Annotated in this window: 19 protein-coding genes and 1 pseudogene; 18 read left to right on the top strand and 2 right to left on the bottom strand. The window is 59.2% G+C overall.

Going from position 1 to position 21,210, the window contains the following annotated elements; genetic code table 11:
• The first annotated feature begins 128 nt into the window (after positions 1-128).
• The 5 genes from V5B40_RS01335 (at position 129) to V5B40_RS01315 (ending at position 6,366) form a co-directional block, all read left to right on the top strand.
• Positions 129-1,394, top strand: coding sequence for a cation:proton antiporter (locus V5B40_RS01335; RefSeq protein ID WP_332352768.1), 1,266 nt, complete (start codon positions 129-131; stop codon positions 1,392-1,394).
• Positions 1,395-1,396: 2 nt separating this feature from the next.
• Entirely contained in the window at positions 1,397-2,527 is a 1,131-nt protein-coding gene (locus tag V5B40_RS01330; protein WP_332352767.1) for a YbdK family carboxylate-amine ligase, read from the top strand.
• Positions 2,528-2,587: 60 nt separating this feature from the next.
• Positions 2,588-4,120, top strand: coding sequence for a threonine ammonia-lyase, biosynthetic (gene ilvA, locus V5B40_RS01325; protein ID WP_332353231.1), 1,533 nt, complete (start codon positions 2,588-2,590; stop codon positions 4,118-4,120).
• A gap of 141 nt (positions 4,121-4,261) precedes the next feature.
• Positions 4,262-5,194 carry a cysteine synthase A gene (cysK, locus tag V5B40_RS01320; RefSeq protein ID WP_332353230.1) on the top strand — a complete coding sequence of 311 codons (933 nt, stop codon included), beginning with the start codon at positions 4,262-4,264 and terminating at the stop codon, positions 5,192-5,194.
• A 5-nt stretch (positions 5,195-5,199) separates the two neighbouring features.
• Positions 5,200-6,366 (top strand): MalY/PatB family protein, encoded by a 1,167-nt coding sequence (locus V5B40_RS01315; RefSeq protein WP_332352766.1) that lies wholly within the window; start codon positions 5,200-5,202, stop codon positions 6,364-6,366.
• A 67-nt stretch (positions 6,367-6,433) separates the two neighbouring features.
• On the opposite strand, the gene V5B40_RS01310 is transcribed toward V5B40_RS01315, so the two are convergent.
• A complete protein-coding gene (locus V5B40_RS01310) occupies positions 6,434-7,069 on the bottom strand; it encodes a 5-formyltetrahydrofolate cyclo-ligase (RefSeq protein WP_332352765.1) in 636 nt (211 codons plus the stop codon).
• Between the two features lie 5 nt (positions 7,070-7,074).
• Between V5B40_RS01310 and V5B40_RS01305 the strand changes: the two genes are divergently transcribed.
• From V5B40_RS01305 to V5B40_RS01250, 12 genes and pseudogenes are all read left to right on the top strand, one after another.
• Positions 7,075-9,075 (top strand): lytic transglycosylase domain-containing protein, encoded by a 2,001-nt coding sequence (locus V5B40_RS01305; RefSeq protein ID WP_332352764.1) that lies wholly within the window; start codon positions 7,075-7,077, stop codon positions 9,073-9,075.
• A gap of 48 nt (positions 9,076-9,123) precedes the next feature.
• Positions 9,124-10,089, top strand: coding sequence for a complex I NDUFA9 subunit family protein (locus tag V5B40_RS01300; protein ID WP_332352763.1), 966 nt, complete (start codon positions 9,124-9,126; stop codon positions 10,087-10,089).
• 39 nt (positions 10,090-10,128) lie between these two features.
• Complete coding sequence (locus V5B40_RS01295; protein ID WP_332352762.1) at positions 10,129-11,361, top strand: multifunctional CCA addition/repair protein; 1,233 nt, start codon at positions 10,129-10,131, stop codon at positions 11,359-11,361.
• Between the two features lie 278 nt (positions 11,362-11,639).
• Positions 11,640-12,060, top strand: a pseudogene (locus V5B40_RS01290) (transposase); the annotation flags it as partial.
• Positions 12,061-12,512: 452 nt separating this feature from the next.
• On the top strand, positions 12,513-13,430 hold the full coding sequence (locus tag V5B40_RS01285; RefSeq protein ID WP_332352761.1) for an ISNCY family transposase: 918 nt from the start codon (positions 12,513-12,515) through the stop codon (positions 13,428-13,430).
• 457 nt (positions 13,431-13,887) lie between these two features.
• Positions 13,888-15,036: an MBOAT family O-acyltransferase gene (locus V5B40_RS01280; RefSeq protein ID WP_332352760.1), complete on the top strand. Its 1,149-nt coding sequence runs from the start codon at positions 13,888-13,890 to the stop codon at positions 15,034-15,036.
• Between the two features lie 143 nt (positions 15,037-15,179).
• Positions 15,180-16,292: an SGNH/GDSL hydrolase family protein gene (locus V5B40_RS01275; protein WP_332352759.1), complete on the top strand. Its 1,113-nt coding sequence runs from the start codon at positions 15,180-15,182 to the stop codon at positions 16,290-16,292.
• A 34-nt stretch (positions 16,293-16,326) separates the two neighbouring features.
• Complete coding sequence (locus V5B40_RS01270) at positions 16,327-16,566, top strand: acyl carrier protein (protein ID WP_332352758.1); 240 nt, start codon at positions 16,327-16,329, stop codon at positions 16,564-16,566.
• A 426-nt stretch (positions 16,567-16,992) separates the two neighbouring features.
• Positions 16,993-17,880 carry a methionyl-tRNA formyltransferase gene (locus V5B40_RS01265; RefSeq protein WP_332352757.1) on the top strand — a complete coding sequence of 296 codons (888 nt, stop codon included), beginning with the start codon at positions 16,993-16,995 and terminating at the stop codon, positions 17,878-17,880.
• Positions 17,881-17,949: 69 nt separating this feature from the next.
• The gene (locus tag V5B40_RS01260) at positions 17,950-18,171 is read left to right on the top strand and encodes a hypothetical protein (protein ID WP_332352756.1); all 222 of its coding nucleotides are present in this window, start codon (positions 17,950-17,952) and stop codon (positions 18,169-18,171) included.
• 489 nt (positions 18,172-18,660) lie between these two features.
• A complete protein-coding gene (locus tag V5B40_RS01255) occupies positions 18,661-18,966 on the top strand; it encodes a transposase (RefSeq protein WP_332352755.1) in 306 nt (101 codons plus the stop codon).
• 46 nt (positions 18,967-19,012) lie between these two features.
• Complete coding sequence (locus V5B40_RS01250) at positions 19,013-19,234, top strand: hypothetical protein (protein WP_332352754.1); 222 nt, start codon at positions 19,013-19,015, stop codon at positions 19,232-19,234.
• Between the two features lie 209 nt (positions 19,235-19,443).
• On the opposite strand, the gene V5B40_RS01245 is transcribed toward V5B40_RS01250, so the two are convergent.
• Complete coding sequence (locus tag V5B40_RS01245; protein ID WP_332352753.1) at positions 19,444-20,952, bottom strand: ISNCY family transposase; 1,509 nt, start codon at positions 20,950-20,952, stop codon at positions 19,444-19,446.
• Here V5B40_RS01245 and V5B40_RS01240 point away from each other — a divergent pair.
• The gene (locus tag V5B40_RS01240) at positions 20,899-21,210 is read left to right on the top strand and encodes a hypothetical protein (protein WP_332353253.1); all 312 of its coding nucleotides are present in this window, start codon (positions 20,899-20,901) and stop codon (positions 21,208-21,210) included. The two genes, V5B40_RS01245 and V5B40_RS01240, sit on opposite strands and share 54 nt — an antisense overlap.

The raw sequence follows: 21,210 nt of genomic DNA, 5'->3' as shown, positions 1-21,210 counted from the left end.
AGCGCGAATTCTAGCTTATTGCAGTGCAACAGCGATGGCCGCCGGGCAGGCGAGCTTTCCGCTCGAACCAGTCGCACGGCCTGCCGCTTCCTCCGGTATCCTGTCGCCATCAGCTTGGGAGGGCGCATGTGCAGGAACACTTGTCGGGCGACTGCTTTCGCCAACGGGCCTGGACTTTGCCGGCGGCGGGACCGGCCGGCTTGATTCACGAAACACTGCTCGACCTCCTGGCCAGCATTGCCTGGCCGGCGGCGATCGCCATCGCCTGGACGGTCGGCGAACTGGCTTACCGCTGGCTAGCGCTGCCGCGGATCAGCAGTTATGGCATCGCCGGCTTCGTGATGGCCGCCAGCCAGGGGGGATTTCTCGACAACCCTTCGGGAACGCCGATCGCTCTCCTGGCTCATTTCACGTTCGGACTGATCCTGTTCGAGCTTGGCTATCGCATCAATCTGCGCTGGCTGCGGGTCAACCCGTGGCTGGCAATCACCGGCGTTGTCGAGGCGAGCGGCTGTTTTGCGGCGGTGTTCATGCTCGCGCAAGCTTTTGCCTTGCCAATGGTGCCGTCACTGCTTCTCGCCGCCCTGGCCATGGCCACCTCGCCGGCAGCCGTGCTACGGGTGGCCAACGAACTGCAAAGCTCCGGCCAGGTCACCGAGCGCCTGTTCCATCTCACCGCCTGCAACTGCCTGCTCACTCTGTTCATCTTCAAGGCCGTTGTCGGCTACTGGGTGCTGGCCAGCGCCGGCAGCGCCTTCGAAGCAGCCTGGAACACCCTGGTAGTGATTGGCGTATCGGTCGCCATCGGCGCCACCTTCGGCGTTGCCGTTCCCGCGCTGCTCCGCCAACTCGGCAACATCGACCGCAATGCCACCGTCGCCTTTGCCGCCGCTGCCTTGCTACTGACGGCTGTCACGCACGCCTTCAAGTTCTCGCCGCTGCTGGCGGCGCTGGCCTTCGGACTGGTCGCTCGACACCGGCGCGCGATTCTCTCGCAGGCGCAGCGCAACTTCGGCACCCTGGGCGACCTGCTGACCGTGCTGTTATTCGTTTTTATTACCGCCTCGCTCGACTGGCAGCAGGTACGCAACGGACTCACCCTGGCATTGGCCGTCATCGCCGTGCGTCTGACGGTCAAGATGGCAGCCACCACCGTCTTCGCGCATCTCAGCGGCGTCAGTTGGCGGAAAGGCGCGCTGACCGGCCTGGCAATGACGCCGATGTCCGGCCTGGTCATCGTCCTCCTCGAACAGACCCGACACCTCAAGCTCTACGCACTCGATCAGGTGGCCGGCCTGGCGGCGATCGTCCTGCTGCTGGAAGTGATTGGCCCGGTCGTTACCCGCCGGGCACTGGTCTGGGCTGGTGAAACGCATCAGCCAGAGGGCCGCTGAACATGCCTCTCGACCCCTTCAAGCCCAGCGCATCCCTGAGCATGGGAATCGAGCTCGAACTGCAATTGGTCAACTGGACCGACTTCGACCTCTCAGGCTCGGCCAGCGATCTCCTCCACCTGCTCGGCCACCGCACTTTCCCCGGCGACGTCAAGCCCGAGATTACGCAAAGCATGATCGAAATCTCGACCGCCATTCATCACCAGCACGCCGAGCTGTTGGCACAACTGCGCGACATCCGCGACGCCTTGGTGCGCAGCGGTGACCGCCTCAACGTTGCCGTCTGCGGCGGTGGCACGCATCCCTTCCAGCGCTGGTCGCAGCGGCGCATTTTTCCCAATCCGCGCTTCAATCAGCTATCCACGCTCTACGGTTATCTTGCCAAGCAGTTCACCGTCTTCGGACAACACATTCACATTGGCTGTACGAGCGCCAACGAAGCGCTCTACCTGCTCCATTCATTGAACCGCTACGTGCCGCACTTCATCGCCCTGTCGGCGTCCTCACCTTTTTTCCAGGGAGTCGACACGCAATTCGACTCGGCACGCCTGAATTCGGTCTTTGCCTTCCCCTTGAGCGGCCGCGCACCCTTGCTGCTCGACTGGCACGAGTTCGAGCATCGGTACTTTGCAAAAATGGAAACCACCGGCGTCGTCAAGCACATCAAGGACTTCTACTGGGATATCCGCCCAAAACCGGAGTACGGCACGATCGAGCTGCGCGTCTGCGATACGCCGCTCACCGTTGACCGAGCGGCGGCGCTCGCCGCCTACCTGCAGGCGCTCTGCCGCATGCTCCTGCAACGCGACGAAGCGCCACCCGTCGAGGACGATTATCTGGTCTACAACTACAACCGCTTTCAGGCCTGCCGCTTCGGCCTCGATGGCGTGCTGGTCCATCCCAAGAGCCACGACAGTCAGCTGCTGCGCCAGGACATCCTGGCCACCCTCGCCAGGCTCGAACCCCATGCCGCGATCCTGAACAGCAGCGAGGCACTCGAGCAGCTACGCCACGAAGTGAGCTCGGAAGGCAACCACGCCAGCTTCCTTCGCCAGCACTTTGCCGATGCCGGCAGTGTTCAGGGCGTGGTCGACGCCGCGGTAACGCTCTTCCGGCGGGGGAGAAGCAGGTAAGGCAGCTGCCGCGAAGTGAGCGGCGACCACTTCACCTGCTAGAATCCTCGTTTTCCCTCGCTGCACACCGCCGCCGCAAAAATGCCCATGGACTACCTCGAAAGAATACTCAACGCCCAGGTCTACGACGTTGCCAGCGAAACCCCCCTTGATTTTGCACCCGGCCTGTCGGCGCGTACCGGTAACCGGATACTGCTCAAACGCGAAGACCTGCAGCCCGTTTTTTCCTTCAAGCTGCGCGGCGCTTACAACAAGATCTTTCATCTCTCGGCCGACAAACTGAAACGTGGAGTGATCTGTGCGTCGGCCGGTAATCATGCGCAAGGCGTGGCGCTGGCGGCGGCCAAGCTCGGTTGTCGGGCGGTGATCGTCATGCCGACGACGACGCCGCAGATCAAAATCCAGGCAGTGCGAGCCCTTGGCGGTGAAGTGGTGCTGATCGGAGAATCGTTTGATGACGCCTTCACACATGCTCGCGAACTCGAGAAATCCGAGAAACTGAGCTTCGTGCACCCTTTCGACGACCCGGAGGTGATTGCCGGCCAGGGGACGATAGGCATGGAGATCCTCCGCCAGCACGCCAAGCCGATTCATGCCGTGTTCTGCTGCGTCGGTGGCGGTGGACTGATTTCGGGCGTTGCCGCCTACATCAAACGGGTCCGGCCGGAAACCCGGATCATCGGCGTTGAAGCCAGCGACGCCGACGCCATGACCCGGTCGCTGGCCGCCGGCAAACGCATCCGGCTCGACCATGTCGGCCTCTTTGCCGATGGGGCGGCGGTCAAATACGTCGGCGAAGAGACCTTCCGCCTCTGCCAGATGTACGTCGATGAAATGGTCCTGGTGAATACCGACGCCATTTGTGCAGCAATCAAGGACACTTTCGAGGACACCCGCGCGGTGCTCGAACCGGCGGGCGCTTTGGCGGTCGCCGGTGCCAAAGCATACGCCCGAGCACACAAGCTGAAAGACAAGGCGCTGGTGGCCATCGCCTCCGGCGCCAACCTCAACTTCGACCGTCTGCGCTTTGTCGCCGAACGCGCCGAACTCGGCGAGCAACGCGAAGCCGTTTTTGCCGTCACTCTGCCCGAGAAGCCCGGCGCCTACAAAAACTTCGTGGCGCTGATCGGCTCACACAACATCACCGAATTCAACTACCGCTACAACGACCAGCGTGACGCGCACGTCTTCGTCGGTATCCAGGTCTCTTCCCGGGCCGAGTCGATAAAGCTGCTCGAACAGCTGCACAAACACGATTACCCGGCCCTCGATCTGACCGACGACGAAATGGCCAAGGGGCACATTCGCCATCTGGTGGGCGGCCACTCACCAGGCATCAACAACGAGCTTCTTTACCGTTTCGAATTTCCCGAGCGCCCCGGCGCGCTGATGAAATTTCTCAACAGCATGAGCGCCGGCTGGAACATCAGCCTGTTTCATTACCGCAACCACGGCGCCGATTACGGGCGAGTCCTGGTCGGTATGCAGGTGCCGCCAAGCGAAATGAACGAATTCGAGGACTTTCTGCAGAAAGTCGGCTACGCGCACTGGAACGAGACCAATAACCAGGCCTACAAGCTGTTTCTCGGCTAGTTGTGCGCCTCTGCGCCGCAGACGCGCGCAGCAATGATAGGCTGTGCCGACGACGCCACCGCTAGCGACCCGTCACATGCCGCTGTTGGTTCCTGAACCAGTCCACACAGGACACTTTCCGAGGAGAGCATCCACATGACCATGAACATCGTCAACAACGTCACCGGCCTGATCGGCAATACCCCACTGGTCAGACTCCACCGCATCACAGCCGGTATCGAAGGCACCATCGCCGCCAAGCTGGAGTTCTGCAATCCGGCGCACAGCGTCAAGGATCGTATCGCCATGGCGATGATCGACGACGCGCAAGCAGCGGGACGAATCCACCCGGAAACCATCGTTCTTGAACCGACTTCGGGCAACACCGGCATCGGTCTGGCGATGGTTTGCGCGGCACGCGGGATCAAATGCTGCTTCGTGATGCCGGAGACGATGAGCCGCGAGCGCCGCCTGCTGCTCAAGGCTTACGGCGCCGAACTGGTCCTCACGCCCGGCCCGGACGGCATGGGCGGCGCCATCAGCCGCGCCGAGGCCATGGCCGCCGCCGATTCGCGCTACTACATCCCGCAGCAGTTCGAAAATCCGGCCAATCCGGCCATTCACCGCGCGACGACGGCCGAGGAAATCTGGCGCGACACACATGGCAAGGTGGACATCTTCGTTTCGGGCGTCGGCACCGGGGGCACCATTACCGGTGTCGGCGAAGTGCTCAAGGAGAGGAAGCCGGGCGTGCAGGTGATCGCCGTCGAGCCCGACGCTTCGCCGGTGCTCTCGGGCGGAGCGAAGGGGCCGCATCCGATTCAGGGCATCGGTGCCGGCTTCGTGCCGAAAGTGCTGAACACCGCCATCTACGATGAAGTGCTACGCGTCACCGCCGAAGACGCTTTTGCCACCGCCCGCAGGATGGCGACCGAAGAAGGCCTGCTGGTCGGCATTTCGTCCGGGGCAGCCGTGTGGGCGGCGATGGAAGTCGCGCGCCGCCCACACAACGCCGGCAAGCTGACCGTGGTCATCATCCCCTCCTTCGGCGAGCGCTACCTGTCGACCGCACTCTTCGCGGACCTGGAAGTCTGAGCGGCGTGCGGCCGGAGAAACACGACGCTTTCGCAGGCGTCATCGACCGGCGCGGCGGTGATTCGCTCAAGTGGAACCGCTACGCTGGCCGCGACGTTCTCCCCTTGTGGGTTGCGGACATGGATTTCGCGGCGCCTCCAGCGATTGTCAGGGCTCTTGAAAAACGCGTCGCGCACGGCTGTTTCGGCTATGCGGAGGCCACACCGGCTCTGCTCGAGGCCGTCATCGGACATCTCCAGCGCGCCTACGGCTGGCAGGTCGAAGCGGACTGGCTGGTCTGGCTGCCGGGCCTGGTCAGCGGACTCAACGTCGCCTGCCGGGCCGTCGACGGCGATGTGCTGACGGCGACGCCGATCTACCCCCCCTTCCTCTCGGCACCCGGCCTGTCCGGCAAGGCGCTGGCGACCGCCGCCCTGCAGCAGCTTGCCGGCCGCTGGCTCTGGGACTTCGCCGCCTTGCAGCGCGCGCTGACCCCAAACAGCCGCCTGCTGCTTCTCTGCCACCCGCACAATCCGGTGGGACGCGCCTGGGACGACGACGAGCTGGCGCAAATCGCCGCCTTCTGCAACGAGCACCAGCTGATCGTCTGCTCGGACGAAATCCACTGCCAGTTGCTGCTCGACCAACAGCGCCGGCACCGGCCCCTGGCGATGATTGATGCCAACCTCGCCCAGCGCAGCATCACCCTGATGGCACCATCGAAAACCTACAATATTCCTGGCCTCGGCTGCGCTTTTGCAGTCATCCCGAACGCCGCGCTACGGCGTCGCTTCACGGCCACGATGCGCGGCATCGTCCCGCATGTGAATGCCCTTGGCCTGGCGGCCATGGAAGCCGCTTATCGCGACTGCGACGACTGGCAGCAGGCGCTGCTCGCCGTCCTGCGCGACAACCGTGATCGCGTCACAGCTGTCCTCGGCGACATCCCGGGCCTGCGCGTGAACCAGGTCGAGGCCACTTACCTGGCATGGATCGACGCGCGCGGTCTGGGCGTCGGCGATGCCACGGCTTTCTTCGAAGAAGCTGGCGTCGGCCTCTCCAATGGCGCGGATTTTGGTCTCCCCGGCTGGCTGCGACTCAATTTCGGCTGCCCGCGCGCGACGCTGGATGCGGCCCTCGAACGCATGCTGAATGCCCGTTCGAGATTGCCCAGGGCGGCGACCGCTTCATGAACCTCCGCGGCGACGCCCGCGGCAAGGAGGTGGTGGCGCGGCTCGCGGACCGGATTCAGCAGCGCGCTTAACGCAGCGGTCGGAAGACACCGGCTTCGGTCACCATTGCGTCGAGTCGCTGGTCGTGCGGCTCGGGGGAAATGCTGTCCAGCCGGGCGAGTTCGAATCCCACCCCCACCACCAGCGGTCGCGGCGAAAGGGATGCCAGAGTGCGGTCGAAATAGCCGCCACCGTAACCAATGCGGTAGCCGGCGGCGTCAAAGCCATTCACCGGCAGCAGCAGCACCTCGGGAATCAGGAAGTCGCCGCAGGCCGGTGTCGGGATGCCATAGCGATCGGCGAACATCGCCGTGCCCGCCGACCAGGCGCGAAAAGCCAGCGCCCGCCGTTCGTCGATCACCACCGGCAGCAAAGCCCGAAAGCCTGGTTTGCCCTCGCTGGCCCATTCGTCGATCAAGGGTCGGAGGTCGGCTTCATTCTGCAGCGGCCAGCAGAAGCCGACAGCCAGCGCCGACAGCTGCGGAAAGCCATCACGCAGATGCGTGCGGACCCGACAGGACAGCTGCACGCACTCATCCGCAGTCAGCGCCAGCCGGCGCTCAAGGAGGCTTTTGCGCAGCGCGCGGCGGGCGGCAAAGCGCTCGTCGGCGACGATGCTGTCAAGGCTATCGATGATGATTCCCGGCATTGGTCCAGCAGCCATGTGATATGCTCAAAACCGATAATTTTCGAGAAATCCAGCTTACCATGAAGTTTCGCGACACCCTCCGCCACAGCTTTCAGCGCACCCTTCTGGCCCTCCTCGGTGCCTCGCTGCTGGCGCCGCCTGGCGCCTTGGCGAGCAGCGCCGACGAGCAGTTTCTGGCCGCGCGCGGCGCCGCTCGCAACGGCGACAAGGCCCGCCTGGAGCAACTGGCGCCAACACTGCAGGATTACGAACTGGCATCCTACGTCGATTACTGGCAGCTTCTTCTCGACCTGAAGGAAGCCGATCCAGCAAGCGTCACCGCCTTCCTGAACCGCAACCCGAACAGCTATGTCGCCGAAAAATTGCGCACCGACTGGCTCCGCCAAACCGGCAAGCAGCAGCAGTGGGCGGCTTTTGATGCCGAGTTCCCGGGTCTGCTGCAGACACCGCCGCAAGACATTGCCTGCTATTCATTGCAGAGCCGGCGGGCTCAGGGCGACCCGAGCATGCTCGACGACGCCTTGCCCCTGTGGTTGAGCTTGCTCGAACCTCCGGAACCCTGCTACCCGGTACTCGAGGCGCTGATTCTCGAAAAACGCGTCCTCGCCGATCTCGTCTGGGCGCGAATCCGCAACCAGTTCGAGGCCAACAAGACCACCGCCGCCGCGTACAGCATGAATTACCTGCCGCCCAGCCAGACCCCGGACACGAAACTGGCGCAAACGATCATCACCGCGCCGCTGCCCTGGCTGATCCGCTTGCCGAGCGACTTTTCAGCTAACCGCATGCAGCGCGAGCTGGCCATCCTCGGCATCCAGCGCATCGCACGCAACGACCCGCGCATGGCGGCACAGCAACTGCAGCGGATCGCGCCTTCGCTGAGCAAGGAGGAACAGGGCTGGGCGTGGACTCAGATCGGCCGCCAGGCGGCGCAGGACCACATGCCCGAGGCCATCGAATGGTACCGCAAAGGTGGCGACACGCCACTTTCCAATGATGCGGCGGAATGGAAAGTGCGCGCGGCGCTGCGTGTCCAGGACTGGGGTGCCGTGCGCTCGACGATCGAAGCAATGCCACCGGAACTGGCCGCGCAATCCGCCTGGGTCTACTGGCTGGGCCGCGCCTACCGCGCCGGCGGCAGGCTGGCCGAGGCCGACGCACAGTTCGCGAAAATCGCCGCTCAGCCCGATTTTTACGGCAACCTGGCCAGCGACGATCTCGGCCAGGCCATTGCACTACCGCCGCAGGCATCGCCACCGAGCCTCGATGAGCTGGCGGCGGTGCAGGCCAAGCCCGGCGTGCAACGCGCGCTGCTCTTCTTTCGCCTCAACCTGCGCTCGGAAGCGGTCCGGGAATGGAACTGGTCCCTGCGCGAGATGAGCGACCGGGAACTGCTCGGCGCGTCCACCATCGCCATGCGCGCCGATATTTACGACCGCGCCATTGCCAGCGCCGACCGTACCCGCAACGAACACGACTACTCGCTACGCTACCTGGCGCCATTTGGCGATCAGGTGCGACCGGCAGCGCGCAGCCAGGCGCTCGACGATGCCTGGGTCTATGGGCTGATGCGCCAGGAGAGTCGCTTCGTGAGCAATGCGCGCTCGGGTGCCGGTGCTTCCGGGCTGATGCAACTGATGCCGGCCACCGCCAAATGGGTAGCCGGCAAGATCGGCCTCAAGAATTACCACCAGGGCCAGGTCAACGACACCGAAACCAACTTGCTGCTCGGTACCAGCTACATGCGACTGGTACTCGAAGACCTCGACAATCACCCGGTGCTCGCCTCCGCTGCCTACAACGCCGGGCCGGGTCGGGCGCGCAGGTGGCGTGCCGACGTGCCGCTGGAAGGTGCGATCTATGCGGAAACGATTCCTTTCAGCGAAACCAGGGACTACGTAAAGAAGGTCATGAGCAATTCGGTTTACTACGCGGCGCTCTTCGATGGCCGACCGCAAACGCTCAAGAATCGGCTCGGGACGATCGCTCCGCGCACCGGTGGCGACGCCAAGGGCGAGTAATTGCCTTAAAATGATGGTTTTTCGAACTCATTTCACCGGTAGGACGCTATGGAACTCACGAACGTGCTGTTGATCGGCGGCAGTGGCTTTGTCGGCGGCTGGATTGCCAGCTGCCTTTCACAACGCGGCGTACGGGTGACGATAGCCACCCGCCACCGTGACAACACCAAGAAACTGATCATGCTGCCGACGGTCGAGATGGTCGAAGCCAAGGTGAACGATCAGCAGGCACTCGTCGAACTGATGCGTGGTCAGGACGCCGTCATCAACCTGGTCGGAATCCTCCATGACCGGGATTCGCGCCTGCCGTACGGCAAGAACTTCGCCGCCGCGCATGTCGAGCTGACGAAAAGCATCGTTGCCGCCATGAAGCAGAGCGGCGTGCGTCGCCTGGTGCATATGAGTGCGCTCAATGCCGCAGGCGATGGGGTGTCGGAATACCTGCGCTCGAAGGGAGACGGCGAAGCCGTGGCACAGGCCGCGATGGCCGAGCTGGACGTCACCGTGTTTCGACCGTCGGTGATTTTTGGGCCGGGCGACGCCTTCCTCAACATGTTTGCCAAGTTGCTGAAGCTTTTCCCGATCTTCCCGCTTGCCGGCGGTTCGGCGCGCTTCCAGCCGGTTTATGTCAACGACGTGGCGAAAGCCTTCTGCGACAGCCTCGGCGAGCGCAGCACTTTTGGCCAGACTTACGATCTCTGTGGTCCGAAGGTCTATACGCTTCGCGAACTGGTCGAGTACACCGCCCGCTTGGTCGGCAAGCCGCGCCGCATCATCGATCTTGGCAACGGTGGCTGGGCTTACCTGCAAGCCGGCCTGCTGTGGCTGCTGCCAAAGCCGCCGATGTCGCCGGACAACCTGCGTTCGATGGACGTCGACAGCGTCACCGATGGTAGCCATGACTATCCGGATTGGCGGCCAACGGCACTTGAAGCCGTGGCCCCGAGTTATCTGTCGCCGGCCGCGATTGGGCAGGTTCGCCGCGACCGCTATCGCCTTCGTGCCGGTCGCTGAGCAGGCCAGCGCGCGACGCCTGGCGTCAGCACGGCGCTGATGGAAATTTTCACGGTCGGCGGGGCGATCCGCGACGAGTTGCTCGGTTTGCCGGTTCAGGATCGTGACTACCTTGTCATCGGCGCCTCGCCCGAGGAAATGCTGGCCCGCGGCTTCAAACCCGTCGGCAAGGATTTCCCGGTCTTCCTGCACCCGCAGTCGCACGCCGAATACGCGCTGGCGCGAACGGAACGCAAGACCGGCCACGGTTACCAGGGCTTTGCTTTCCATGCCGCCCCGGAGGTCAGCCTGGACGAGGATCTGGCGCGCCGCGACTTGACCATCAACGCCATCGCGCGGAGCGCCGATGGCGTACTGATCGACCCCCACCATGGTATCGACGATCTGGCAGCACGCGTGCTGCGCCATGTCGGGCCGGCCTTCGTCGAAGACCCGGTGCGAGTTCTTCGCCTGGCGCGCTTTGCCGCGCGCTTCGCCGCTTTCACGGTGGCTCCGGAAACCGTGGCGCTGGCGCAAAAAATGGTCGCCAACGGCGAGCTGGACCATCTGGTTGCCGAACGCGTCTGGCAGGAACTGGCCAGGGGCCTGATGGAAGACAAGCCGTCGCGGATGTTCGAGGTGCTGCGCGAATGCGGCGCCCTGGCCCGCCTCCTGCCAGAGCTGGACCGCCTTTACGGCGTACCGCAGCGTGCCGAGATGCACCCGGAAATCGATACCGGAGTGCATGTGATGATGGTTGTCGATCAGTCTGCGCAGCGCCACTACGGACTGCCGGTGCGCTTCTCTACGCTGCTCCACGACCTTGGCAAAGGCGCCACGCCGGACGCCGATTTGCCGCGTCATCCGAACCACGAAGCGCGCAGCGTCAAACTGGCGACCGAGGTCTGTGCGCGCCTCAGGGTGCCGCGCGAGTGCCGTGATCTGGCGCTACTGGTCGCCCGTTATCACGGCGACATTCATCGCGGTCCACAATTGGCGGCAGAGGACATCGTCGGCTTGCTCGAAAACACCGACGCCCTGCGCCGCCCCGAACGCTTCGAGCAGCTGCTCGAAGCCTGTGCCTGTGACTTCCATGGTCGTCTGGGCTTCGCGAAAACCCCTTATCCGGCACCGGCGCTCTTCCGCCAAGCGCTCATACTGGCGCACGGCGTCGATGCAGCGTCCATCGCGGGCAGCACTACCGACCCGGCAATGATCGGCGCCAAGGTGCATGCGGCACGGGTAGCCACGGTCAGGCAGGGCCTCGCCAAGCGCGCCGGCACCACTTCTTGAGCCGACAGCGCGTCGCGGAGCCACGGACCTTGCGCACTTCGCGGCACGCAGCGGCACCCGGACTCTGCTAGCGCAGGGCCCCGCCAGAACCGCACCTAACGGTCATTTCGTGAGGCGGCTCGCGCCACCCCGGATGTTGAAAGAGAATACGAGTGGGCGGAAACGGAAGAGGTCGAGCAATGAGATGGCGGTTGCGCCCCGACCCCTAAGGTGACCCGCTGAACCGCGACTCGTACCCCGAATTGCCTCGTTGAGAGCGCACGGTAAAAAGGGCCGCGGGGGCGACCCTGCTGCTGGTCGATCGGCAACGACATGAGCGCCTTCGGCTCGGTCGATCGCCTAGCCTCCTGGGTCGGCATCTGTCCCGGGAACAACGAGTCCGCCGGCAAGCGCAAGACCGGGCGAATCCGAAAAGGCAATACCTGGATTCGCCGCCTGCTCTGTCACTTTGCGCACGCCAGCAGTCGTACGCGATGTGCTTTCAAGTCCAAGTTAGAGGTACTTCGCCTGCGATGACGAAACAAGCATGCCATCGTCACCATCGCCCACAACATTATCAAAACGGTCTTCCTGTCGATCAGCCGACAGGCGCACTACCGGCACTCGGCCACCGATTTTGAAGCCCTATCTGTTGCACGCAACGCCCCTCGCTGGCTGAGGATGCTCAAAAAGCACGGCTTTATCCCCGCTGCCGCCTGACCTCTCTTCCTTCGAGCGCCTCTTGAGGGCACCAAGCGGCAGAGATCCGCTCGCCTTCAGAAAGTTGTTCCTTCACGGTAACCCCTCCTGGAGGAGGTCGCCTTGAATCTCCAGAAGTTCGTTGCCAACCGCTCGAAACCTCGAAAGCCTCAGCCAAAGCCGCATCGCTCCGGGGGCCTATAAACCGTCTTTCCTCGATAGCCAAGTCAGGATGCTGAAGCAGTTGGGGCGGAACAATGCCTCTTCGCTGTTCGGGGTGCATGAGAGTCCCTGCGATAACCAGATTCGCAATCTGCTGGACCCGGTGCCGCCGGAAACGGTGTACCCGGTCATGGCCGAGATTGGCGATGCCCTGTACCAGCAAGGCTATCTGGCGGGATTTCGCTCGATTAACGACACCTTGCTGATTGCCCTGGACGGCACTGATTTCTTCTCCTCGGAAAAGATTTCCTGTGCCCGTTGCAAGCGAGACGCGCCTGAAGAACGATCGGGTTCTCTATCGCCACATTGCCGTGACGCCGGTGCTGGTCGCGCCGGGTCAGGCGAACGCCATCCCGTTGCCGCCCGAATTCGTGCAGCCCCAGGACGGCCAGGACAAGCAGGACTGCGAATTGGCCGCCTCGGCCCGCTGGCTGGCGCGCTGGGGCGAGCGCTACCGCCCGTGGCGCATCACCTACCTGGGCGACGATCTGTACTGCCATCAGTCGCATTGCCTGCGGGTGCGGGCGCAACAGGCCGACTTCCTGTTCACCTGCAAGCCCGAATCCCATGCCACGCTCCACGAGTGGGTCGGCGATTTCGAGCGCAACGAGCAACTCGGCCGCGTCGTACAGGCGCGACGCGTCGGCAAGAAGCCCTTTATCGACACCTATCGCTATGTCCATCAAGTGCCCTTGCGCGACACGGACGATGCCGTGATGGCCAACTGCCTGGAACTGGTCACCACCGATGCCCGCAGTGCCATCGTCTTCAAGAACGCCTGGGCCACCTCGCATGCCATCACCGACCACAACGTCGCCGCTCTGGCTGCCGCCGGGCGGGCGCGTTGGAAAATCGAGAACGAGAACACCCTCAAGACCAAGGGCTACCATTTCGACCACAACTTCGGACACGGCAAACACTGCTTGGCCAACCTGTTCGCCACGCTGATCTTGTTGGCCTTCTTGGTCCATACCGCCCTGGACTGGATGGACACCCGTTACGCCAAGGTGCGCGGCCTGCTGCCCTCCCGCCGCACCTTCTTCGAACACCTGCGCACCTTCTTCGAACACCCGCGCGCCTTGCTACAGTACCTGCCGTTCGATGACTGGGATCACCTCATGCGCTTCATGCAGCAGGGCCTCGCTCCCAACGCCCCAGACACCGGCTGACTTACCCCATCTATTAGTCCTTACCCTCACCGCCCGCTACCATGGAATTTGAAATGAGAACTGCTGTGTGACTTTCGAGGATTGAGTACAGGGTGGGTATGGTATGATAACTATCATAGCTGCGCTCCCTGCCGGGCAGGCCAACGTGGCTGCGCCGACAGCAGGGTGCAGGGTGCAACTGAGGCCAAAGAATGTGGCCCCACAGCAAACGGGACAAACCCATACCATTTTTATTAATATTGGCCCTCCTATTATGTTTATATATTTTGGAGCCTCGTTTTGAGTTTCAAGAAAAAATCACAGATCCCGGTGAAATCAATCCGAAATGAAGCCCCTCCTCTGAAAGTATGGGCCGCAACCGGGATATGTCTGACTCTCATGGGGTTCGTTATAGTTGTTTTCCGGCTTAGCGGCTACGACATATGGACCCTTCTCAGCTGAGCGTACGTGACCAAGAATGACTATTACCTCTTTATCATGGCTGGTTGCGATGATCGCAACTATTTCCGGATTTTGGCTGTTGACAGAGCGGTATCGCCATTTATATCTAGTTAGTATAACGGCTGCGGCCGTGGCTTATGCGGACCACCGAACTTTTTTCCTCCTCTCCGGCCTTACCGTGGCCACCTACTGGCTGCTACACTTTAGAGTAAATCACAAAACCGTCATATGCTTGTTGCTGCCAACTCTGATTCTCGGTTACTTTAAAGTACGGGCAAACTCAGGCCCACTGAACACCATTAAGGATTTAGCCATACCTTTAGGCCTTTCATACTATACGTTCAGAATATTGCACTATGTTATTGAAAGTTCACGAGAAGCTTTGCCGAAACACGGATTTTTCGAGTATGTTGCCTACCTTTTCTTTTTACCCACAATTTTAATCGGACCAATCCACCGGTTCCCCGCCTTCCTGAAGAACCATAGAGATCATTGCTGGAAGGCTGAAAACATCTCGGAAGGCATCGAACGCATTCTTATTGGGTATTTCAAAGTCACGGTTATCGGCAGCTTTCTGATTTCGCAATTTATTCTATGGTATTCGACAGGCCTTCCGGGCGCCTCTAAAGCGCTTGTATATTATCTCGATGCGGTTAGCGGCAGCCTTGGCTTGTATTTTATGTTCGCGGGATATTCCGACGTCGCGATAGGGTTTGCTCTGTTATTGGGATACCGGGTAATGGAAAATTTCAACTTTCCATTTTTTCAGAAAGATATCGGCGCGTTTTGGCGAAACTGGCACATTTCTCTTACGTCGTGGTGCAGAGAGTATATCTTCATGCCGGTCCTGGCCATTACGCGGAACCCATATCTCGCTACGCTTTCGTCTTTGATGGCTATAGGAGTATGGCATGAACTCTCTCCTCGCTACATAGCCTGGGGACTGTATCACGGCGTCGGTATCATTCTTGCCATGAGATGGATAAAATTCAGCTCCGGCGCGCTGTCTTTTCGGCATGGTAACGCAGCCGCGGGTTACCTGATGGATGGGCTTAGCATTTTATTTACGGCAAACTTCTTCTTTATTGGTTATATTATAATAAGTCAGCCGAGCCTGGCAAAGTCCATGGAAGTTATTGGCATAATTTTACTCTCTTGGCTATAGCATGTACAAATACCTTAAGTATTTCATCAACGAAAAATGGGCAAATTTTCTATCGCCTGTGCTGTATATTTTGATGCTGATTGGTATCGCATACTGCATATTCGAGCCGCAAACCGAATTGAAGTACCTAGGTCTTTAACGGAATGGCAGACGAAACTCGCAGAAAGGAAGTTATCACCGGGCTTCTGGTGTTCCTCATGTTCTTTGGATTTTTTATCGCCGGCGAGCTGGCGTTACGGCTAATTCAGTTTAACAAGTTTGGGCAACTCGAATCGGTAGAGAAAGACGACTCCTACTACGTGGATGAGGAAACCGGACTAAGGCTAAACAAACCAAATCTGCAATTGGGCAGCTCCCGCATCAACAATCTAGGCTTCCGGGGACCGGATATTGGAGCGGAGAAACCATTAAGCACAGTGCGCTTGGCTTTCTTGGGCTCATCCACAACATATGATGCTAACAGTGGAGAGGAAGAGAACTGGCCGCGATTGGTTGCAAAGAACATTGATGAAGCCCTGACTGGGTGCTCCACAGACTTTATCAATGCAGGAAAGGCGGGTTACGGAACAGAACAAATGGCAACTTTATATATGCACTTTGTGAAACAGACGGAGCCGGATCTTGTCTTTGTCTTGCCAGGGGATTTGAGCCAAGACCTCGATTGGCTCGCCGGTCAGCACAAGATAGATACCCACCATGATAGCTATGAAAGCTTTCTTGCTAAGCACTCTATTTTATTGGAGAAATTGGAAAAAAATATCCGAATAATTCAGTTGCAACGCCGCGCCGGCTCTAAGAAAGATAAGCTATCCTTTGATCCTAAAGAAATAGAGCATAGATTTCGGGCGCGATTGGAGCACTTGATCGAAGCCATAGTCAAAGATGGGCGAGACGCCGTCCTTATAACCACTAGCGGTCAAATCAGGCGGGATATGTCTATTTCTGAAATGGTGGCAGCTGGCAACACGGCTATTTACTATATGCCTTACATATATCTACCTGATCTCATAAAACTGCGTGACAGCTACAATGCTGTAATCCGAGAAGTTGCGCATAAATACGGAGTCATACTTGTCGATACCGAGGATAGCATTCCTGGAACACCAGCATATTATGCTGACGCAATTCATTTCACTCCCGCAGGTTCTAAAGCAATGGCAAAAGCCGTGACTTCCTCTCTACAGGGAACAGAAGCCGCCCACAGCATTTTCGAGAAGCTTGGATGCAAATTTTCTAACCAGGATAGACCCAGGTAATCCGGCCAACAGTCACTTTGAGGAAAACAATAGAATGTTAGAGCAAGAGTTAAGCAACTACATATGCCAGAATTTTGGTCTCGATAAAACGGACTTTGACAGCAGTACGGACTTGGTTGGGATGGGCGTGCTTGATTCATTTAGCGTCGTTGAATTGGTTGCCTACGTTGAAAGCATAGCCGATGTAAAATATGACGCATTAGATCTTGCGTTCTCCAATCTGGAATCCATAGACGCCATCAAGCGCTTCGTTGAGCGAAAAAAAGGCCGGTGAAGCTTGACTATCAATTTTTTCAGTCTATGTCGCATCGCATGGAACAGGCCGCCGGCCACCGCTTCCAGGCGAGGTCCTCGACGACCCAGCTCAGCGGTGTTGCCAGCGTTGAGAAGACGGTCGAGGGCGGGCGAAGCCCGGCGAAGCGTACAAGTGAGAGCGTAAGAAACGCCGCTAAGCTCAATGGCTTGCGGTTGGTTGCGGTTTTTCGCAGCCAGCGCCAGAGCCCGTCCGGCGGCAAGGACGTTACGGGCCCTCGGAGGCGGGCTCAGAGGTGGGGAAGCCCGAAGGGCGCAGCAGAGGCTTCTGCCTCGCTGGGGGCGGTACCACACGCACACGAAGCGGCATATACTCCCACCTCCCTTCTTTGTCCGGATCAAGGGCTTCTATTGTGTTGATACACACGTCGCGAAACCGGGTGTTCCGATGAGAATTTTGCTTGTAAGTGGCGAGAGTAGCGTCGCGCGGATTGCCCGATCATTGAAAAGCGCAAATGATGTAAGTGCTTGTATTTGTGGGGTACGCTCAGCGACTAACCGCAGCCTGCAAAATAGTCTGGACAGGATTGGCGTTGCTTGCTGGCATTCCGACAGCTTAACGTCCGACAGTTTGCCGCGAAGAATGTATGAAGCGGAAATCGACATTCTTATCAGCTTTCGTTGCCCTAAAATACTTCCTGAGAGTGTTCTAAACGCTCCAAAAATTGGAGCCTTCAATCTACATACCGGCCCGCTACCCGAATACGCAGGCCTGAACGCTCCCAGTTGGGCTATATTCAATGGTGAAGATTATCACGGTTGCACTCTTCACTGGATGGACCCTGGGATTGATACAGGAAATATTGTCTCCGCCAGCCGGATACCTATAAGCGACTCGGAAACGGGAATATCGCTAACAGGGAAGTGCGTTGAAGCAGGCGTGAACCTCATCGCAGAACTGGTGAGCCTGATTCGCCGTGGAGAAGCTATTCCGACAACGCCTCAAGATCCGTCCAGCCGAGTTTACTATTCTAAGGCAGTGCCAAACAGCGGCGTTGTTGACTGGTCTTGGGACAGTGCCAAAATCGAAAGATTCGTTAGGGCCAGTTATTTCCATCCGTTCACCTCGCCGTGGGGAACACCTGCCGCATGTGTGAATGGACGAATTTTTGGTATTCTCTCGGGGCGCGCTATACAGGTTATAAGCGGCGAGCCAGGCACCATAGCCTGGCGGGGTGAAAACTACTTGGATATCGCTACCGGGAAGGGAATTATGCGAATCCTTGAAGTGGTCACAGATGGTCAGCCCAGTACCGTGGAAGAACTCGGCATTTAGTAGGCAGTCGATTTGAATCAACGGGCTAGCTGGCATGGTTCGTGCAATTTCTGAGAGTCGAGGTGACTCTTGGAAAAGAAGATGACAGCGATCAGATACCGTGTGACCCTTGCGGCCAAAGAGGTGGAGCAGCTGGAAGGCTTGCTGCGCAAGGGGAAGAGTGCTGCCCGGAAGCAGACGCGAGCGAGAATTCTACTGAAGGCGGCGGCGGGATGCCAAGACAGCGAAATCATGGAGGCCTTGGCAATTTCTGCCGCCATGGTCGGCAAGACCCGGCAAAGATGTGTTTAGGACGGCGTCGATGCGGCATTGGAGGATCGACCGCGACCGGGAGCCGCGCCCAAGCTGGCCGAAAAGCAGTGCGCCATGTGATTGCGATAGCGCGCACCCCGGCGGCTGAGGGGCATGACCACTGGACTTTGCGGCTGTTGGCTGACCAGGTGGTACAGCTGGGCTTTTCGAGCACTTTCAGCCATGAGGCTGTCCGGCAGCCTTAAAAAAACACTCTGAAACCCTGGCAACAGCAGGAATAGTGTATCCCCTAGGTCGGCGCGGATTTCGTCGCGCCGACGGAAGATGTGCTTGATCTCTATGAAGCGCCTTACGATCCAGATTTTCCCGTCGTCTGCTTTGACAAAAGTCCGAAGCGCTTGCTTGGTGAGGTTCGTAAGCCCATTCCCGTGGAACCCGGCGCGCCGGCGCGCTAGGACGTGGAATGCTAACGCAACGGCGGTCCGCGACCTGATGATGATATGCGAGCCCAAACGCGGCTAGCCCGAGGTGTTGATCACCGAACGTCGAACCAAGATCGATTTTGCGCACACCGTGAAGCACTTGGTCCCCTGCTTCCCCGAGGCGAAAACTATTCACGTGGTGCTCGATAACCTGAACACCCACAAACCGGCTTCCCTCTACGAAGCGTTTCCCCCAAATGAAGCCCGGGCTATCGCCAAAAAGCTCGATTTCCACTACACCCCGAAGCATGGCAGCTGGCTTAGGCGATTGCCGGAAAAGAACGTACCAGATTGCGCCGGATTTTCGGTCGGCTTCAAGGCGCGACAACAGGCGCATAGTCGAACTATGTAACTGTTGTCGTAACACAGAAGACGGGCGAAAAGACAAGCAAGATGGTATGTTCTTTGACAGAAATCGCCTTAACATCGCCGAAATGGAGTTCGCTGTTCTCTCCAACATGTGCTTGTCGCAGCGCACTCCCGACGAAGCCACCCTGCGGTGCCATGTCGAGGCCAATGTCCGCGAGCGCAACACCAAAACTGTTGCCGTCAAGTGGCAATTCACCGCACTAGACGCGCGCCGCAAGCTCGCGCGTCTCTATCCGTTTGTTTCAACTTGAGTGGCTACTAGGTAGTGCCTGACCGAAAACCCCGGTTTTTGGCGCGCGCGCCGACTTGAAAATCTCGGTTGGCCGTGAATTTCTCGTTCGTCCCGAGTTGCGCTGGCCGACTTCTGTCGATCGCGGGCCATAATGCCCGAATGTCATGGTGTTCAAGCAAGCCGTTCGGACAGCGGCCGGAGTTACTGCATGGAAAAATGCTTGGCGGGCTATGCCGCCATTTTGTGAGGCATGTCGCGATCTGCGTAGCGGGTTTTGCGCTTCGCCCGCCGATTTTCCCCGTCCCTCAGGATGGCGCCGATGCGATGGATGTTCCTGGCCACGACAGCGAGCGCCACGTAGCGTTTGAATCCGTAAATCCCATGATCCGGACAGTAATCAAGACCATGGACCTCCAGTGCGTTGATCGCCGACTCGACCGCCGAGTGCTGACGTCGCACCTTGACAAAATCCTCCGCGCTTTCCGCCGCTTGTGCCTGTTGCGACAGCTTGCCCTTACGCGGTAACACCACCAGTTTCAAATGCGCCTGTAGTTCCTGCTGGTTTGCCGGTGAGTGAAATCCTTTGTCAAAACTACAGGCCTCCAAGTTGGCAAAATGCTGCTTGGTCTCTTTGACCATGGCCACTGCGACCTGCTCGTCCGTCTGCCTTTCCATGACTTGATGATGCAGGATGAAGCGGTGCTGGTCTTCCATGACGCAGACCCGTAAACCGAGTTCGACCGGCACGCCGGCTTTGCCTTTGCTGATCCATTCCGTGTGTGTCTCGAATATCGAAAAGACCTTCTCGGCATGCGGAATGGTTTCTCCCAGAATAACGCGCCGCCGGGTCTGGTCAATCTGCCGTACGGCATGTGCGATGAACTGTTCGATCTCGAGTTTGGCTGCCAGATGCTCAACGCCGCCAGCACTGCTACACGCAGGGGTCTTGCTCAGCGTCTCCTGTGCCTTGTCCAGGTAGGCTTGGGCGACCCCCAAGTAGGTTTGGTAGGCCTCGATAAGGCGATGGTCATTGGCCTCTTTCTGCGCTTCGCTACGGGCCTTGCGATGCTTTGTGCTCTGCGCGCTGCGCAGGTGCCGCTTGAGGTGCTTGACGTTGTAGGCGTGCTGCCGCCAGTCGCTCATCCCTTGATCGGCGCTCAGGCGCGCAGTCAGTTCGATCACCTTGCGCGTGGCGTCAAAGAGCAGGTTGATATCGGTCGGATAATGGACATCCGTCTCAACCACGAAGGAGTCGCAACGCCCATGCAGGACTTCGCCTTCCGTTTTTTTTTTGACCAGTTCATGACCCGCATCGACGACGATTTGGTTGATCTTGTTCAGCAGTTCCGGCGTGAATAAGGTGACGTTGTCCTTCAGTGTTTGGTAGTGGTACGACGTCGGGTCGAACAACCCATGCCCGAGCATCTGCCGAATGGTGTTGTGCTGATTGACCAACTCATGCAGACGGTCGTAGTCGATGTTCAGGTCAAGCCGGATCACTCCGCAGACGAAGATCGACCAGAGCGTCATCCCGGGACGCCCCGTCCGTTTGTCGACCTTCGGGGCCATGTCTGACTCAAGCAACTGGAAGAGCTTTGCCCGCTTGTCTGGATCTTGGTAGAGATACTGCAAACCTCGCAGAATCTGCGGGATGTCGTCGCGCGACTTGGCGTCAAGAATAATATGGGAAACATCGACTTCGCCAATGTGCATCTGGGTATTCTCGACAACTCGCATCGCTTGCCTCCAAAAACTCGCCTGTTTGTACTCTTCGGTAACCGCAATTATAATGCCTTTGGTCTACCCGTGACGGGCCTTTCAAAAAAGAACGAAGATTATTTCCGCTGCCGGATTGATGACCAGTTCTGGCACGAAGATCTCTACCTATTTGTCCTCAGAAGCCCGAATTTCGATGATTTCACCACAAATCATCCTGTGGCTATCAATTCTTCATCGCTCGGAAATCCGCCCAAGCCCTTGCTACTGCTCGGATGA

The sequence above is a fragment of the Candidatus Accumulibacter meliphilus genome, from assembly GCF_036625345.1.
Taxonomy (GTDB): domain Bacteria; phylum Pseudomonadota; class Gammaproteobacteria; order Burkholderiales; family Rhodocyclaceae; genus Accumulibacter; species Accumulibacter meliphilus.
Note: the sequence above shows the minus strand (reverse complement) of the source record. Positions and strands in the feature narration are given on the sequence as shown.